Genomic DNA, 15,235 nt, shown 5'->3' with positions numbered 1-15,235 from the left:
ATCATTAACACGTATTTTACTAATTTTATTGAACATTGAAACAAAAACTACACCTTGAATAACACCTCATCGACATTAGATATAATTACAATATTGATTGCTTCGATTGCTCTAATTACATCAATAGTTACTGTCATTAGACAGTTTTTCTATAAAAAGTTTTCATTTGACAGTTGTTTAATTTTTCATGAATCTACAGAAGGATCCTTTAGTCCCTTTAATTTTGAATATAGTGTAGCAAATACCGGCAATATAACGTTAGTCCTTCGAGAAATTATAATTGAACCAATAACTCCTCCAAAGCCTTCTGCCACCCCAAATATTGAAACCAACAACATACCGCTGATATTGAAACCGGAGCAGATGGAAATGGTAAAGTTTAATATTCCCAAAAAACTCCTTCCCAAAACCAAATCGAAAGAATTTATGCTTAAAGTTTCTTTTATAGTCATATCACCCAAAGGAGACATCTATAGCGTTCCTCATCATCTAAGTTTCACTGATAGCAAAGTACTTATGAATAATGGATTGAAACCATTCAGCTTAAATAAAAACAAACATGAAATGAAAATATGAGAACCATACAACTACAGGTTCAAACTAATTGCATGAAGATTAAACATTAATAGTTTCATAAAAAACCACAGATCCAACAAATTAAACAACTAATATAAAGCAATATGAAGTTTGTATCCCTCGACTTTGAAACAGCTAATGACGACATGTCCAGCGTTTGCCAAATTGGATTAGCCTATTTTGAAAATGGACAAGTAACACAAGAGTTCAAAACTTACATTAATCCTGAATCAGATTTTGGAGCCATGCAGGTAGGTGTCCACGGGATAACATCATACGATGTAATTGATGCTCCAACCATAAGAGAATTCTTTCCAAAATTCATTGATATGATCGATGGATTAATTGTTGTCCATTATACTCACTTTGAACGAACAGTAATAAAAAGAATTTGTGAGATTCTAAATTTACAAATGCCAGAAATCATATTTCTGGATGCTGCAACCGTGGTTCGTAGAACCTGGGAAAGTTTCAAATATCGAGGATATGGATTAGCAAATGTCGCAAATTCACTCAATATCTCTTTCAAACATCATGACGCATTGGAAGATGCAATCGCAGCAGGGAAGGTGCTTAATGTAGCGATAGAACAAAATAATTGGAACATCAACGAATGGATTGATAAACTAAAAAAACGAAACACTTCTTCTGGCACTTATACTCCCGTTAAAAAGTTCGCTCCGAATCCCGATGGAGAGTATTTCGGCGAATCAGTTTTAATTACTGGTGATTTAATTCATTGCACAAAATCTATCGCTCGAGAAAAAGCTGCGGAGTTAGGTTTTGACACACCCAGTAGCATATCAAAAAACATTACTCTTCTTGTATCTGCGAAACAAGATCCTAAAAAATTAAAAGGGCATGAACTCAGTAGCAAACACCGAACTGTCTTAAAGTATATTCAAGATGGTTACTCAATTAAAATTATCTCTGGAGACGATTTTCTTAAGCTTATTGGGCTCGATTGAATTATCAGCTGTCTAATCGTCAAATTATTAATTGAACAATCACTGAATCATAATACGATGACAAAGAATAAAAATCAGCCAAAGTTCGGAAAAGTATTAATTCTCTACACTAACACTATTAAAAATAGTTATAAAGAGATAAAAGATTATACAGTAGAAATGAATACATACTTTAGTTCGAAACAAAGAAATCTAACTAAATCTATAAACGAGTCTCCTGAAACGAGGGTAGCAAAAGAATCAACGTCTGATTTATTTGAACAATATGTTGAGTATTCTGAGAAATATAATGAAACATATCCCGAACTATTGATGCACTCAACTTTTATCGCCTCATTCTCAAAATTCGAACATTTATTCATTCTTCTTTGTAAAGTGACTGAAAGAGGAATTTTTTCCAAGGTAAAATTGAAGGACATCAATGGCAAAGGCATCCAGCAATGCAGAAATTACCTTTTAAAAGTTGTAGAACTCGATCTTGAAGATGTTGACAAGGATTGGCAAACTCTATTAGATTATCAGAAAATTAGGAACCTTATCGTTCATAACAATGCAACCTATATTCAGAATACAGACATACCTCTTGAAAAACAAGCGATGCATAACTACATCGTGAAAAATAAAAATCTTAGAATAAAATACGATGGAACTGATCTATTTCAAATCTCAGATTCTAAGTTCATTTTAGAGTTTTGTGACTGCGCGGAGAGATTTCTTATTAAAATACTAAATAAAGCAATTCTTACCTGGCAAAAGTAATATTTAACCACACTACCCGACACAAAACCGAAGTGCATTATCGAAAGATGTCACGTATCTTGATTCATGTCAATCAGATCCAACAATCAATACACGGAAGCACTCTATCATTAGAATGTTAAACAGGAGGAGTGTACAACATTATGAAAGCTGCAGCAAATGCTCCGAGGACAAGAACCGTGATAAAAACACTTATTAACGAATGTAGATTATTATTATCAACCGTTTCTTGAAGTTTATGAATTTCATCAGGTTCAAGTTCAGTTGCTTTTGCCCATTTCCTATTTAATTGCATCATGCGATAATCAATATACGCTAAGTATAATAAATTAAACACAGGCGGAATCAAAAACCAAAAAATAAAAAACTCCTCATTATTTAATGTAAATAACACCAATAAACCGGCGATAATAATGTTATTAAGCGTATAAAGCTTATCGTGTATTCTATCGAAATAATCACCAACCTTCTTAATCGATTCAAGCTCCATTTGCTCCATTTGTTTATAGAGATGTTCTGCCTTCTCACTTTCTTTATCGAGTTGAACTTGTCGAAATATTTCCGCAAACTTCTTTTGTTGTGCAGGATTAGCTAATTGCATTTTTATAAGTATTAATAAAATGGATGTGGATGTTTTAATACCTTGAGATTAATTAGGAAATAATTTCTGCCACACTTTCTTGACAACCGTGATTTTATCCCTTTTAATTCTGAGGTTATTTCTAATTTTCCTTTTGTGCGAATTAAAGATCTCCTGTAGTTCTTTTCTATCAACTTCAACTTTGATCATTTCATCAGTGACATAAGCAAACTTAATTGGTTTGGGGTATTTAAAGTTTCCTATACTTAGCCAATCATCAAGAAAATTATCTACAAACGTTTCTTCCGTTAACTTAGGAGAGTAACCGAAATTAGATAAATTTGAATAATACAAAACTACAGTTTTGTTAGACTCTCCTCCTTCAATGCCAATGTTTGTGTTTTCATCAAATCCAACTAAAGTTAATGTAATTCTAAACAAAGCATCTTTGGGATACTTTTTTGAGGCCCAAATCAAAGGAGCATAAATTTCTCTTAAATAGAGAAGTTTCCCGATAGAACTTATTGAACTTATTACAATACTACTACACTCCTTCAAATACTCCATAGAGGTTCTATTGACCATGTCTGTATAAATTAAACATGAAGCCGAATCTTTGTCGAAATTTACACCGAGTCTAAAATTCTTAAACTTTGAAATCTTTCCATCCGTAACAAATCTACTTAAGGGCTTTATAATCAAATCCTTATTACTAATATCAGTTGTAACAGGAACTGGAATTACTTGGGTGGAGTAACTCACTACTCTGTTTAAGACATTAATAACAAACGGAAATATATCTGAGGAAAAAACATGAAACTTTTGTTCATAGTAATCAAACCTCCTTCCGTATTGCTGAAGTGTATTCTTTAGAAAATACAATAGTGTTGCAACCTCAGTACTACTTTCATGAGTAATCAAATATCCTTTTTCGAGATCTCGTATTATTTTATTTAAATCCTCTTCTCCGAATTTATCATGTTCGTATACCGAAGGTGTATAATTACGAATTAACTTTAGACAATATTGTCTAACCTCAGAGTTGGATTTGTGAATCTGATCGATTCTTTGGGTTACATGATTTTCAATTAGCTTATTTCTTAATAACGGCCTTGCAATATACACTGCATAAAGCGCAACTCCCGGTCCCAGCAAACCCACTAAATAACTCCAAATCTTATCGAAAGAGAAATTGGACGTACTTACATTAGCTTCGGCAATATTATTTAAGCAAGCTTGTGATGAATTGCCTGCATAGGAATCATAAAAAATGATGAATGTAAGACCTATAAGAAGTAGTGTCAATTTTAAATAAAATGATTTTTTAGTGTTCATCCAGATTGGCAAAGTTTGGTATTATCGTATTCTAAAGATAGTTAGTTTTTTATAGTTAGCATAATGGAGATTTGAATTAAAAGAGAATCTACTAATAGCACCCAGGTTTCACCTACCCAAAACGGCAACAGCTCCCTTCCGAATGTCGCGAGTCCGGATCACATGGGAACTACCGACAACAATCTTTTCAATCTGACCACCTTTCGGCATCATACCGGCTACAACCATTTCTCGAACCAGTACCGGCACATCATCCTCATGAATGATCACATAAGTAGTTGTTAAACCATGCTTCTCGGATATAGAGTCGGTTTCTACCTGGATCGCTTTTAATATGTTAGTACCTCCGTGAAATATCATACTCTTTATTTATAACAATTCTACATAATTGCTCGTATAACCATTTGCTACAAGTACAAAGGGCTTGTTAGCAGTTTTTTCATAGAGATCCTAATTTAGTTAGGTGAGAAAGCATCCCTGCTGAACCAGGGGTGTTTCTTTTTAATAAGCACCTTCAAAGTTATAACAAAGCCCGATATTAATTACCAGGCTTCGCCATTACGTGACGTACTTATCTGTTGTGTAGGTTTTAGCGGCGTTTTATTATACGTGATTGACTAAGGTAGGTTAGACAAGGGCCAGAAAAAAAAGACCAGCTCAATAGCCGGTCTTTACTAATGTTAACCCCCAAACACACATTGGCCGAACGGCCAATAAACCAAAGTAACTAATTTTTATGTTTAGAATGAATTGAAATAGCTTATAGGAAATCCGATCAGCATAAATCAGAGTCAGCAATAAAAAAGGCCAGCCATACAGCCAGCCTCTCGTGATATTCCTCCTCACGTGGCCTCATCGGCCAAAATATTACGAATTGATTGATTTACTTATCGATCTTGTTTACATACTTCTCATCGGGATAGAAAGAATAAAATACGTCTTTCATACTAATTATAGACATCAACATATTTCCAGGCCCCCCAAGCAATAATCGTCCAATTTTTACACCACAGTAATACACATAATTACCAGTTTCTTTCCCCTCGTACTCTTCCAACTCAATAAGTTCTATATCTTTCGATATTGACTCTCGACCCAACAACACAGTCAGTAATTCATACAAAACGGAATTTTCTGTCTCCTTAAAAAGGGCGTAAATTTCGGCTTTTGTGACTTTCTTTTTACACAATACTTCTTTCAATTTAACCTCTCTTACAATCTTCGGAAGACTTTGTTTTGGTGGCTCCATCAATCCAATTCTAAAATTCTCAATAAATCTCGAAATAATTTCAATAATATGCAACAAACGATTAATTGAAAAGTATCAGAATTTAGGAGTGAACTTGATGATCGCATAGGAAAGATCCAGGCAGAAAATTAGTTCTCCGCTATTAAGTGGGAAGGTAGAACTTGTGGGGATTTTAGATAAGATCATTGCAATAAACCAGTTGCCTTCCCCTTTATAATCTAACGATATGGAAAATTTTATTGAAACGGTTGGAATTGATGTTAGTAAAGATAAAATCGATGCTGCGATTTATACTAACCAAAATACTATCTGTGTTTCTAACAATAGATTTGGCTTTAAAAGACTGATCGACTGGGTTATTTCAACAACCAAACTATCTCAGTTTCAAATCCTCTATGTATTAGAATACACCGGCTACTACTCAATCTCAATATGTCGTTTTTTTGATCAGAACGAGATAAACTATTCTATTGTACCTGGACTTGAAATTAAACGTTCTCTGGGCTTAGTCAGGGGTAAAGATGATAAAATTGACGCGAAAAGAATAGCTCTTTATGGATACCGCAGAATCAAAGAGCTTATTCCATCAAGATTACCATCTTTGGAAATCATAAAATTAAAAAAGCTTCTTTCATTACGGCACCTATTTGCAAAGCATCTCGCAGCCTATAGAAGTTCTAAAAAAGTCTGTGAAATTCTTATCGAGGAATTTAACCTGAATAATTTAACTCCTATTTATAAAAAGAGCATTGAATATACTGATGCAATTAAAACAAAGATTGATAAGGAGATGCTACTCATTATTACAAAAAACAAATATTTATTTAATCTTTTCAATTTGATCACCAGTATTAAAGGTATAGGTACTGTTACTGCCATCTATTTCATTGCCTTTACAGAAGCATTTAATGCTTTTGATAATCCAAGAAAATTTGCTTGTTACTGTGGGACCGCTCCGTTTCCAAGAAGATCGGGTTCCGCTTCTCAAAGTAAAGACCGTGTTAGTACCTTAGCAAATATTAGAATTAAAGCTCATCTTGGGAATTGTGTTGCTACTGCCATTCAGTATAACAAAGAACTTAAGGCATATTATGACAGGCGCTTAGCCGAAGGAAAACATCCATCAATTATAAAGAATAACATCAAAAATAAACTGATAGCAACGGTTTTCGCCGTTGTAAAAAGAGGGACTCCGTATATTGAGACTTACGGAATACCAGAATATTCTGCTCATAAGGATTCTGAACACAAAATAGAAGTACAAAAAATTGCCTGACTTTTGTCAGAGCTTCCATCTCTGGCATTACCAGGTTACCTTTCTCTATGAATATTTCCCAATATTAAATCATCGCCAATACCTCTGTTTTAATTGACTAAATATAAACAACGTAAATGCAATGAGCATTAACCAAAAGGATAGCTCCTTGGCTTTTTTCGATGCGATCATTTCCTTCTGCAGATCTTCAGGCATCTCAAATTCCGGCCAATTTACTTCACTTACCGCATCCAGCCACTTTTGGGTCCGATCCTTACTGATTTCAATACTCTCATCAATTAATTTTCGCTTTTCTTCAGACCATTCATTTGTTGTTATAACTCCAGTATTCTTTTTATAATCTATATCTATTGACTGTAATTCATAACTAAACTCATCTGTCGTTTCTTCATATCTTCGATCTCGATCAATACGATAATATTCATTCCAGCATGACTTTATTTCACCTTCATGAGCAACATCAAATTCAGATCGTAATCTTTCCTTTTCAGATTTGCTTCCTCTATACTGAGTATAGAATAACAAAAATAGCACTCCAAAAATTACTGACACACCCAAAAAAAACCTACTAATCAAAACCATATTTAGTATGTATATTTTAATAAGCCAACAAGACTAATGCTGTGGACAGACTACAAAAACACCACAATTATTTATAATAGAATATTTTCATGCAACCTGGGAAGACAGAAACGAATGTACTAAATAGAAGCAACAATAAAAAATGCCCCTCTAATTAGAGAAGCATTTCTTGGCAAAATATCGTTTTAAAAACCAATTGTAATTTAATTATCAGAATATCCCAATTTTCTGATTATGGCAGGATTATAAGCCATATCTGTTAGCGAAAAGTCAAAATTATTTTTCCAGTTTTGTTGAATAGTGAGTAACCGCTTTACAGTTTCAACAGTTTCAATAGAGTACTGATCATTGTCTCGATCCTTGAATAAATTACTTACGGCTAATACTATTTCCGACTTTAATAGAATTTTCGCTTCCCTTACAATCTCCTTGATCAAATCAAAATCAACCTTTTCCATCAACTGTTCTACATTCGTTCTATGATCCATAATAATGTTTTTGAAGTTAATAATTATTTATAAAGTAAACTTTCTATCACTGTCACAATATAAATATTTTATTTTACACAATATGCGTAATTTGTGTATTTTATTTTATAGAAATAGTATTTATTGTATAATAAACCTTATAATGCTATCTTTGTCATCAAGAAAACTTTATAACATGTGGTTAGAAAAGCTAAATACTGCTATCAAAGAAAAGGGCTATTCAATTGAACGGATAAAAAGAACAATTGAGGATCGAGGAGAAAAATTATCACGGCCTTCAATAAGTAATATATTAAATGGGAAACAAGTTCCCAATCTAAACACATTATTATTGATTGCAGATGCGATTGATATTGAAGTTGTCACTCTTTTTACCAATGAAGAAAACAAAAAACCTTCTGGATTTATCGAGTACGATAGCAAAATATATCGGATTCAGTCAAAATCTGACCTCGAAAATCTCATAACACTCGTGGAATGAGTTGACTCACATTAAAGAATCTAAATTCCTTCACAGATAATGACTAAGCAAATACCCCAAGTATTTAAAACCAACTCCAAATTGAGTCGCAGAGATGAGACTTCTGAAAAATTTAGCTTACTCCCATTTGTTGCTTACTGGTGAAATGTAAAATTTATGATTTGATTTTAGCACCAGACTGAGGCGTACATGAATGTTTCATAAGGTACTTATCTATTTCAACACGACGAAACCGAACATACTTACCACTTATTAGAACATACGGCAAAGTCCCTAACTGTGTTCCTTTAAACCTCAGCTTGTCTAACATACCAATTCCAAAACCAGTATAAACAGCAGCTTCGTTCTCATTCAACCAGGTTTTCTTTTCTATTTCTTTAATATCAAGCCAATCATGAACTATTCTATGTGCTTCACATTCCTTCTCGTGAATTTTCATTTCACTTTCAGAAGACAAAAAACCATTACAATGATCACAGTGGTATGTAATTACTTTTCTCATTTTTGACTTTACAATTAATTCACTCCCGGCAATCTCATTCGTTGTCCCTTGCGGATTGCTTTGAGAACGTCCAGTTTCGTTTTCCCACTTTCATCCGCCTTCTTTTCCACGACCCCTTGAATCGTTGCTTTCAATCGTTCTCTTATTTCTTCTTGGTCGGCCATTGCATAAATTTACAGATTAATTCCGTATTTACATACGCTGGCTATGACTATGTGATTTATATCTCGGATTTTCGGAAATTAAAGCACAGTGAATTCGCACTGGCTGGTGATAGGTCAGAACGGAAATTAATTGCCTAATTTAGTCTGTGCAGATTGTTGATTGTGTTCTGGTTGATCTTTTTCACTTTCTCAAAAAAACGCTGCATTTTCTGTGATAACCCTGATTTGTTCGTGGATGAAGGTTGTGAATTGTGCCTATTGTTTTTATCTGTTTTCATGTCCTCTCAAAATTACAAAAACCCATACAAAAAAGATCGGATTCCTGATAATTAAAGTTTCCTAATCTGTAAGTGTATTCTAAGTATATCTTGTAGAATTCCGAAATCTGTAAAAAAAAGTGATTCGGCCGTAGCCAAACCACTCAATTTATAAAAACTACGGAGCGTTCCCCAACGCTAAGGCGATTGTTATTCAAGATTAAATTAACCCTGCCGTCTTTAAGGCACCAGCCCCTTGCCCAACGCCCGAAGCAAGCTGGCCAATTGATTCAATACTATTAAAGAAATCACTCCATCCGGAACCTCGTTCGTTAATAGAATCGGCCTTAATTGCTCCGTAAGTTCCCATTTGGTTTTGTTGTAAACCCCGGAGTGCATTCACCTGGTTAATTTTATTAGCTTCTGATGCGGCAGCGATACTTCCGGCAGCGGCTCCTATACCTTCTGATGCGGCTTGTTGCGATGCTACAATAGCTTCGGCCGATGCGTTGGCTCCCATCATATTTGCAGCTCTGGTTTGATATTGCCTTGCATTTCGGGTAGCGCTTTTCATAACAGACTTTGCCGAGGCACTATCAAACGGATTCGATGCTTTTAATGTATCAATCTCATTCTGGGTGTTGCCCGACAAAGCTTTGAATTCTCCCGCCAGTCCTGATTTCTCTTTACGGCGTTTGTTCGAACCAAAAAGGTTAGGGTCAGCACTACCGTAAACACTTGCTATCACACTACCAATTAATCTGATAAATTTTAATTTTTTCATTGTAATAAAATTTTAATGTTCATACTATTTTGTGAGTAGTTCAGTCATTCGTTCTACATAATCCAGCTCCTCTTTAAGAGTTTCATAAGAGTAGTCGGAATGACTTAGTTCAACTTTTGATTGTTTTATTGAGTCTCGTAAACGGTCGGCCTGAGCTTTTTTGCCTTCGCCTTCCAGTTGGGTCGCTTTACTTTTGGCACCGGAATACGCATACTTCAACTGGTGTGCTGTTTCGGCCACTTTATAGTCGGGCTTGTTCTTCCGGGTTTTCGAGTAATAATTACTCATGCCTTTCAGTTCAGCATCGATCTTTGTTTTCGGAGTCGACAGTTCCTTTAGTTTTTCATCGGCTTTTCGTTCGTTAACCTTATCGTTCAGATCACCACGTTTAACGGTAGCTTTGAAAATCTTTTCGAGGTTACGGCCCGAGATTCCAAACATCTGCATAAAGTATTTGGTAGCGATCCACATTTGCTTCTTCGCTTTTTCCGGATCGTCGGTACGAGCTGCTTTATTGATTGCCTTAATGGTTTCAGACGGACCTTCCAGAATCGGGTTCATATCGTCAAACACATAAGAATCGGTTGCCGTATTTGCAAGAAGCTCCACAACATCTTTAACAAACGGAATTCCACCAACTACCGAAGTTGAAGTCTGGATGATCAGTTTTTTCATTAAATCCTCGTCCCAATCGTTACCCGATAGTAAACTTCCCATTAAGGCACCTACCACAACGTAAGAGACATTATTCAGTACTCCGTAGATAGTGAGTACCTTTGCGAGTTGTCCTTTCGTTATATCGCCTTTTTTGTAAGCATGAACACTTTCCACCATTTTACGCATGTATTGTGAAGGAGTATTTGAGAAAGCAAATACTGCCCTGGTTAGTGGTGTTTTTCTGTTCTGGAATTTACTCAACGTACTGGAGAACGGACTTTGTTGGCTTCGAAGTGTATCCAATAAGAATTTATCGACAGCCTCTTTTTCGTCCATTCCTGTACTAAGCAAGTAATCGAGGTAAGGTTTTCCACCAAACGAAATAGCAGCAATATCGCCGTAGCGTGTACCGATTGTTGCCAGTTCTTTTATTGCCTGGTGAATGCTTGTTATTTGTTTAACACCTTCGTTCGAGTTCAGTGCATGTTGAACGGCTTCGGAATAACCGGTTCCCAAACGTGTTTTCAGGTAAGGAATTTCCATCATTTCCTTCCATGTTTTTGCCGGGTTTGCCATGGCTTTTATAAAACCTGCAGTCCAGGTTCCTACCGGCATATTTTCGGAATAGTTAATTACAGATAGCAACTGTTTTACCGGAACGGAAGGAGTTAAACCAATGGAAGCAGCTACCCAATTGTTCAGCAACCAGTCAGCACCTTTTTCGGCCATGTTTAAGCTACTTGCTTTCGACTTTGGATATAAACCCTGTTCCTGCAGGTGTTCGGTTATTAAACGGTAAAAGTTATCTCCGTACTGCTCGGTGATGAGATCCTTAACGTTCGGATCTTTAAAGATGTTATTTAAACGAGTAACCGGAAGTGCCATGTTTGCATACCACTCAGCGTTTTTAATGTGTTTTGCAAACTTTTCGAAAGCATCCGTTATTTTCGGAGTACGACGGGTTGCACGTTCTTTGGTTGCCGATGGGTGAAGCGAATCGTTCAGCATTTGATTAAACGCATCGTTCTCGTTGTGGAATTCGGCAGTCGACGGCCAGTAGTTATCGCGTTTCGGAAGATCGCGGTTAAAGGTTCGGATAAACACATCGTTAATCTTCGAGTAATAACTATCAGCGGATTGTTGCATTGCTTTGGCAAAAATGATGTCGCCTTCGTCCAGGTTCTCCATTAATTTATCGATACGTTCTTTCCCGATCCTTCTTTGGAGGATTTCGTTTGGTCGCCCATCGTCCGGGTTGGTTACAATATCGCCGTAACTCAGGTACATATCGTCACGGATTTCCTCGTTTTGAATGGCGTTGTAAATATCGATGAGCATTAATTTCGACAGCGGAATATCAGATCCTTCGCCCCGGTCGCCTTCGCGTATCGGTTTCACGATGGAATATTCCTTTTTCTTCATGGAATTGATCTTATGCTGAAGGGCTTTTTTGTCTTTCAGCTTATAGCCGTTCATGGCTGTTTCCATTACTTTATCGAAAGCTTCCTGAGTGTTTACTTCTTTTTCAACCTGGTTAATGATGAGTGAAAACTTATCGCGTAATTTATAACCGCCCATCATGGTAAGAATGGTTTCCCAATTTCCCATCGTGTCAGCCAAAAATCCGTTTATACCGGCCATCCATCGTTCGAGGCGTTTGCGGTCTTGTATCGGTTGTCCGTCGAGGAATTGTTTTACAAAGTCGCGGTCCTCTTTGCGGTAAATAACCCGTTCAATATCTTCAGCGGTTTTTGAATCTTTGGCAGCATCGTAAATTTCCTGCAGGTCCTCGCGGATTGCCTGAATCAATTCTTTACTTGCTGCACGTCCGTTACGCCTTAGTTCGATCAGTTTCATGGTAGTAATATCGAGCAGCGATTTATTTTCTTTCTGATCGATTTCCTGCCACATCGCTTCCAGTGCTTTGTCGGCTTCGGCCTTTTGTTTAGCTGTTGATCGATTGTTGTTCTTAACAGCTCCAATGGCAATAGCTTCTTTGTGGATGCGTTTGAATTTTTCGAACTCCTTAACGGTTTCGTAGGTGAATTTACCTTCTTTGTTTTGTCCTTTCTGACGGAAGTTGGTCATCCACTTAATCAATCGCTCAACTGCCCGGATGTTTTTATTCGATTCGTTCTCTTTGGTAATTTCATCGATCTTATCAAAAGCTTTCTCGATAGTTCCCGGAGTTTGTGCATCGCGTATTTTGTTGATTACTGCAAACATATCGCGTTTACCCACCTCGTCGTAAGGCATGTTGCGCTGTGCATACTGGATAATTGCCGATTGAATAGCTTTTATCCGTTCTTTGGTATCTTTTTGTCCCAGACGTACACCTTCTTTGAATGCAGATATTTGTTTTCTGATTTCATCTCGTTCAAAGACAATAGCTTGCTTTTCGTCTTCCTTTAGTTCCTTCAGCCGTTTGGAGGCCAAAGCCTCATCTGCATTGATTTTGCCAATAAGAGAAACTGTCTCGGGGTGATAAGCATCCTGGTTAATGGATGTTGATGATTTCTTGGATTCGTCGTTTATTAATTTATTCCAGGCGTTTTCCGCCTCACGTTGTTCCTGATTCGCCTGGATACTTCCAGTTCGGTTTCCCCGGTTTCCTTCCCGATTGTTCGGAAGATTTTCAACATCCGGGCTTTCACTTTTTCTCGGTCTGTTTTCATCGTTTTGTAAAGGTACATCATTTGTTTCGAAGTCCTTAGCTTTCAAATTTAGAAGCTTTGGCAATTCTTTTAATTGCTTGTTTACCTCTTTCAACCGTTTTAACCTGGCGAATTTAGTAGAAGGCTTGTCCGGATTCTGCTTTTGCAGTTCCGTCAGTTCCTTTTTTAGTTCTTCAATATCAAACTGCAACATTTCTTTTGCAATCTGCTCGTCGTCCTTTATAAGCGTTTTAAAGCGTTCTTCCGGTGAAAGGCTATTCATATCGACTTCGTTTGTGCTTGGGCTCTCAACGTCTGCTTTTGGCTGTTCAGCAGGTTCTATTTTTGTTTCAGAACGAATAAGCTCGAAAGGTTCCTGATTTCTTGGGGAAATCTTGGGGTTCGGATCGCTAGTCGCTGGATCTTGAGACGAAATGCCCAATACTGGACCATTCCCTTCATTGTTGATTTCGGGACGAATGGGTTCCGTACTAATTGTCTCATTGTTCACTTTGGTCCATTGGAAAAATTTCCTTTCGCCTTTCTCATTTTTGGCAAAGACTGGTTTCTTATGGCCCAAATCTTCCGGGTTAAGGATGGTGTACTTTTGCCCTTCAATTTCGGCCGTTGTAATTGTGCCGTTCGGATTCACTGGTCCCGGTGTCCCGGTGGCTGGTTCCCCCGGTAATTGTTCCGTATTTGATTGTTGTTTGTTGGCGACAGCTTTCTTTGCTAAGCCAATAACAGAACCATGTACGGCCCCCATGGTCACACCTGCAGCAAATGCATCACCTACTCCTTCCGTTATGGAAATATCCGGGCGATAACCGGAATATTTGTCTACCATATTTTGCGAAATCTGCGTTCCCACTTCCTCAAACCCTTCGCCCAATGGTGCCAACCACGGATTTTTAGTGATCATGTCCGAAAACATGGTGGAGACAGACCGCTTAATTTGTTCTTTGGCCTCTTTCTTCCCGCTCTGTTTAATAATTTCCGACAACGACCGGCCAACAGCACCGGAACCAAGAAGCGTTTCAAATACTCCCTCCAAAGTTCCGTTCACTACACCAATAATACGCCGTTTATCGTAGTCCATTTCCGGGGCGTTTTCATCCAGCTCCTGAACTTTTGCAGCACCAAATACACCGGCACTTCCTAAAATTGTAGGGAGAGTAGAACCTCCGGTAATAATCATTGCAATTGAAGCCGGTAAACTTTCGGAAATGCTTCCAACAAGGTTTAAAGTTCCCTGCTGAAAATCTCCGTTTGTGTACGAGTCTACAATCCCTTGTTCCCGGTCAGGATTAATTTTGTCCACTTTCTGCTCAAAGGCTTTTGCATTTTGTTTATAGTAATCCGAAACTTGTTCCAGTGCTCCATCTTCAAAATCTTCTGATTTCGGAACCTTCATACCAACGGCACGAAAAGGAGCCCCGGCCAGATCATAAATAAGTCCGGGAACGTCGGCCATCCATGAACCAAGTTGGCTTCCTCCAACGTTCAGTTCGTTCCATGCAGTTTTACCAAGTTTGCCTAAAAAGGATTGATCTTCATTTGCTGGCATCTTTGGTGTACCGGCTACAAGTGGGGAATTGAGGTCAATGTTTTTGTCTTTTATTACTTTCGGAGATTGCTTAAGTACCTTCTCAATTCTTTGGGAAGCTGATTTATCAGATAATTCAAATTCCCGGTATGCACGCTCGCGGAAAGACTCTAACTCCGTTTCCGGGACTCCGGCTCTTGCAGCAACATCGTTAATTAACTGGTTATTGTCTCCGTTGTATGAATTAATATACTTATCGGCGGCCTCATCATTATACTCTTTGCCTTCGCGTTCAATGGCATACTTAAGGAACGATTTAATTCCTTTCGGTTCTTTGATCGTTATTGTGTCAGTACCTGGTAAATCTTTCATTGCTA

15 protein-coding genes are annotated in these 15,235 nt (G+C 37.2%); 5 read left to right on the top strand and 10 right to left on the bottom strand.

From position 1 onward, the window contains the following. Window positions 1-54 precede the first annotated feature (54 nt). The 3 genes from G4420_RS07610 to G4420_RS07600 all read left to right on the top strand — a co-directional run bounded on the left by G4420_RS07610 (window position 55) and on the right by G4420_RS07600 (window position 2,303). Entirely contained in the window at window positions 55-576 is a 522-nt protein-coding gene (locus G4420_RS07610) for a hypothetical protein (RefSeq protein ID WP_163323004.1), read from the top strand. A 104-nt stretch (window positions 577-680) separates the two neighbouring features. After that, window positions 681-1,544, top strand: a complete 864-nt coding sequence (locus G4420_RS07605) for an exonuclease domain-containing protein (RefSeq protein WP_163323003.1) — start codon at window positions 681-683, stop codon at window positions 1,542-1,544. A gap of 57 nt (window positions 1,545-1,601) precedes the next feature. Continuing rightward, window positions 1,602-2,303, top strand: a complete 702-nt coding sequence (locus G4420_RS07600) for a hypothetical protein (protein WP_163323002.1) — start codon at window positions 1,602-1,604, stop codon at window positions 2,301-2,303. Between the two features lie 118 nt (window positions 2,304-2,421). On the opposite strand, the gene G4420_RS07595 is transcribed toward G4420_RS07600, so the two are convergent. The 4 genes from G4420_RS07595 to G4420_RS07580 all read right to left on the bottom strand — a co-directional run bounded on the left by G4420_RS07595 (window position 2,422) and on the right by G4420_RS07580 (window position 5,467). Then, a complete protein-coding gene (locus G4420_RS07595) occupies window positions 2,422-2,904 on the bottom strand; it encodes a hypothetical protein (protein WP_163323001.1) in 483 nt (160 codons plus the stop codon). Between the two features lie 48 nt (window positions 2,905-2,952). Further along, window positions 2,953-4,218: a hypothetical protein gene (locus tag G4420_RS07590; RefSeq protein WP_163323000.1), complete on the bottom strand. Its 1,266-nt coding sequence runs from the start codon at window positions 4,216-4,218 to the stop codon at window positions 2,953-2,955. A 108-nt stretch (window positions 4,219-4,326) separates the two neighbouring features. Beyond that, complete coding sequence (locus tag G4420_RS07585; protein WP_163322999.1) at window positions 4,327-4,578, bottom strand: hypothetical protein; 252 nt, start codon at window positions 4,576-4,578, stop codon at window positions 4,327-4,329. A 523-nt stretch (window positions 4,579-5,101) separates the two neighbouring features. Continuing rightward, window positions 5,102-5,467, bottom strand: coding sequence for a hypothetical protein (locus tag G4420_RS07580; protein WP_163322998.1), 366 nt, complete (start codon window positions 5,465-5,467; stop codon window positions 5,102-5,104). A gap of 226 nt (window positions 5,468-5,693) precedes the next feature. Here G4420_RS07580 and G4420_RS07575 point away from each other — a divergent pair, with 226 nt between their 5' ends. Continuing rightward, the gene (locus G4420_RS07575; RefSeq protein WP_163322997.1) at window positions 5,694-6,743 is read left to right on the top strand and encodes a transposase; all 1,050 of its coding nucleotides are present in this window, start codon (window positions 5,694-5,696) and stop codon (window positions 6,741-6,743) included. Between the two features lie 69 nt (window positions 6,744-6,812). On the opposite strand, the gene G4420_RS07570 is transcribed toward G4420_RS07575, so the two are convergent. Together G4420_RS07570 and G4420_RS07565 are read right to left on the bottom strand one after the other, a co-directional pair. Then, on the bottom strand, window positions 6,813-7,325 hold the full coding sequence (locus tag G4420_RS07570) for a hypothetical protein (RefSeq protein ID WP_163322996.1): 513 nt from the start codon (window positions 7,323-7,325) through the stop codon (window positions 6,813-6,815). Window positions 7,326-7,528: 203 nt separating this feature from the next. Further along, window positions 7,529-7,813, bottom strand: a complete 285-nt coding sequence (locus G4420_RS07565; RefSeq protein ID WP_163322995.1) for a hypothetical protein — start codon at window positions 7,811-7,813, stop codon at window positions 7,529-7,531. 175 nt (window positions 7,814-7,988) lie between these two features. On the opposite strand from G4420_RS07565, the gene G4420_RS07560 reads away from it, so the two are divergent. Further along, the gene (locus G4420_RS07560; RefSeq protein ID WP_163322994.1) at window positions 7,989-8,294 is read left to right on the top strand and encodes a helix-turn-helix domain-containing protein; all 306 of its coding nucleotides are present in this window, start codon (window positions 7,989-7,991) and stop codon (window positions 8,292-8,294) included. A gap of 154 nt (window positions 8,295-8,448) precedes the next feature. Here the strand turns inward: G4420_RS07560 and G4420_RS07555 are convergent, their stop codons facing one another. The 4 genes from G4420_RS07555 to G4420_RS07540 form a co-directional block, all read right to left on the bottom strand. Further along, the gene (locus G4420_RS07555) at window positions 8,449-8,796 is read right to left on the bottom strand and encodes an excisionase (RefSeq protein WP_163322993.1); all 348 of its coding nucleotides are present in this window, start codon (window positions 8,794-8,796) and stop codon (window positions 8,449-8,451) included. Window positions 8,797-8,810: 14 nt separating this feature from the next. Beyond that, entirely contained in the window at window positions 8,811-8,960 is a 150-nt protein-coding gene (locus G4420_RS07550) for a hypothetical protein (protein WP_163322992.1), read from the bottom strand. A gap of 477 nt (window positions 8,961-9,437) precedes the next feature. After that, window positions 9,438-10,001 carry a hypothetical protein gene (locus G4420_RS07545; RefSeq protein WP_163322991.1) on the bottom strand — a complete coding sequence of 188 codons (564 nt, stop codon included), beginning with the start codon at window positions 9,999-10,001 and terminating at the stop codon, window positions 9,438-9,440. A gap of 24 nt (window positions 10,002-10,025) precedes the next feature. Further along, a complete protein-coding gene (locus G4420_RS07540) occupies window positions 10,026-15,230 on the bottom strand; it encodes a hypothetical protein (protein WP_163322990.1) in 5,205 nt (1,734 codons plus the stop codon). Window positions 15,231-15,235 lie beyond the last annotated feature (5 nt).

The organism is Draconibacterium mangrovi (assembly GCF_010586825.1).
Lineage (GTDB): Bacteria > Bacteroidota > Bacteroidia > Bacteroidales > Prolixibacteraceae > Draconibacterium > Draconibacterium mangrovi.
The sequence above is the reverse complement of the archived record's forward strand: the minus strand, read 5'-3'. Positions and strand labels throughout refer to the sequence as shown.